Origin of the sequence: Hoylesella timonensis 4401737 = DSM 22865 = JCM 15640 (assembly GCF_000455445.1) — a bacterium.
Classification (GTDB): domain Bacteria; phylum Bacteroidota; class Bacteroidia; order Bacteroidales; family Bacteroidaceae; genus Prevotella; species Prevotella timonensis.
On sequence record NZ_HG417112.1, the window covers coordinates 1 to 2,525 of the forward strand.

The 2,525-nt window shown below is 48.6% G+C and carries 2 protein-coding genes; both read left to right on the forward strand.

The features are described 5' to 3' along the window. A partial coding sequence (locus BN35_RS12675) for a T9SS type A sorting domain-containing protein (RefSeq protein WP_044071628.1) occupies window positions 1-1,623 on the forward strand: 1,623 nt, incomplete at its 5' end. Window positions 1,624-1,647: 24 nt separating this feature from the next. Further along, window positions 1,648-2,525: hypothetical protein (locus BN35_RS12680; RefSeq protein ID WP_028901381.1), on the forward strand; the 878-nt coding region annotated here is incomplete at its 3' end.

The window sequence follows — 2,525 nt, forward strand, 5'->3', positions numbered from 1 at the left end:
ATTTCCATGCTTTGCCCTTTCAGTCCTTTTGATGTGGGCTTCACGGACGAAGCGAAGAGCATCACAGTATATGGCTACCGCGTAAGGGACGGAAAAGTGTATTCCATCATCAGGGGTATTCCGCAGACAGAGCCTCTGTGTGCCATCAACGTAGGAGAAAGAATGATTATCCGCAAGACAGGCAATGCGCTCCATCTCATCATATCAGCCGAAGGCGATGTGAAGTATACTGTGGATATTCCTGAAAACGAAGCAAAGCGAATTGCTTTCATCCGTCCCATTGACAATGCCTATCGTCTGGAAATCAGAGACGTTCTCGCCAGTGGATTCGGTGTGACAGGTAATGTTATTGAGCTCGCCACGAATTTGCTGAAAGATAAGCAGTTCGTTAAAAACGCATCCAATGCACTTTTGCTGATTGATGGCACGGGAAAGGGCGAATGGGATCCCGAGACGGTACGTGTCTATCGTTGCAGTGAACAGGATGCCAAGAGAGGTAAGTTTATCTTCCATAACGTATTCTTTGACACTGACGGCAACGGCAGTGATGTATTTACCTTCGGCTATCATGATGGCGTTTTCGCTCGTCTGACGCCAAAGCCAGCAAGCTGCGTAGGTAGTAAGCCGCAGGCAGATGGCAGCATTGACGTAAAGGTTCTCTTCGGAAATCCTTCCTATCGCTATGAGGTGCGGGCTGAAACAGCTTCAGGAGTCGTCAGTGACTCCCTAGTTCAATCGGGCTTAATGATTTCCGACCATGCGACCATCAAAAAACTTCTTCCCGGTATTTACCACGTTGATGTGATTCAGACTGGAGGAACCATCCTGACAGCCAATATGTCCGAGAATAAAGGAGAGTCGTATGCCAACTCCCCAGGAAAGTTTAACGAGTCCACTTTCTCATGGAGTGTCAGCGACATGACATCCATCTATCATGCAGGTATGAGTTCAGTCATCAGGCTGGGCGGACTTCCCGACTTCGGTTTCTCCGTGGACGGTTCTACGGTCACGCTCATTGTCAAAGGAAAGATTGACGAGCAAAAGAAATTCACCGTTGCCAAAGGCGACGTCCTGTCCCTGACCTACAGTGGCAAGTATCTGGATTATCGAATCAATGGCATGAGTGTTAATCAGTACAAAGGTTTACTTCTATCAAGCTGGCATTTCAGTGCTATTTTCACGAAACGACATTCTGCGTTGAGTAATCTTTTGGTCGACGACCAGCCGTGTCCAATACTGACAAGGTCTGCCGATGTTTCTGTTGAAACCATTGCACGCAGCTTATATGAAAAGAAGGTGATAATCAACAGTGAGTGCGGAGGTTCGGTTGAATCCCAGCCGATGACAAGAAACAGTCGTGAAGACGGCATCGGTATTTCAGACGACAGCGCATTCAAGGTGACTGATAACGGTAATCATTCTTTTACTGCAAAACTTTCCATGAGTACTTCTCATTCGGCGGACCTGATGGTCTTTGATGCTTCAGGTCAGCTCCTTCTCAATAAGCAGATGGAAGGCGGAACAGAAAAAACTTCGACCTTTACACTTCCTCAAACGGGTGTATTCATCGTGAAAGCCATCACACCGGTGAAGGAATATACCCTAAAGATGATGAACAAATAAAATACCCCACTATACTCTTATCCTATGAAAAAAATATTGGCATTGACACTAGCGGTCGGAACACTCGCTGTGTCCGGTATCGCCATTGCAAGATACACCGACAAGAACGACCTCGGCAGTATGACGCCGACCAATAAAGAAACCACTGCTCCTAATCCTCAGTCAGGAGAACATATAACCGCATCAGCGGATAAGAAAGCACAGCCAGGTCTTACCACGGCTCCTTCATCGACTGGTGTCAAAGCAGCCACCTCTGCATCGGGAACGGTGACGCAGTTTGCCTCCATAGGCTCCGGTGTCATCGGTACGCCCGACGGACGTGTTTCGGACAACCCCGAGGACAACCTTTTTGAGATTGTACTCAAGAAAGTTTCAGCCGACACACGCTCATGGCTTGTCTACGATCTCAAGGGTGTCAGCTCTGGTGCTGGCATCAGCAAGAGCATCAACGATCGCATGGCTGCTGGCGGTTATCTCACCGAGCTGTCTCAAGGCTGGAAGACCGTCAGAGAAGAAATCAATCCCCTGTGGCTCAAGAAAGGTAGGAATACCGTCTTGTTCACCATCCCATCGAATGCCACCTACAGCTATACAGTCAAAAATGTACGCATAGAAACAACACCTGCATCTGCAGATATGCGGGATGCTATCGTCCTGTCAACCGTTCCCGTTGTTTACGGTGGACAGACCTATGTCCACGGCTTTGTTCGTGGAAACGTACAGAAGGTATCTGTTAGCGGTAAGGCTCTGTCGGTCAGAGACGGCGAGTTCGAAGGAATCATTCCCACAGCATCGAAGCAGCTCACCCTCGCAGCTACCGTTGCAGGAAAGAACGTCAGTAAGACCATTGTTCCCATCATACGGGAAAAGGCGGACTATGCCCGTGCCTTCGTTTCCGTAGG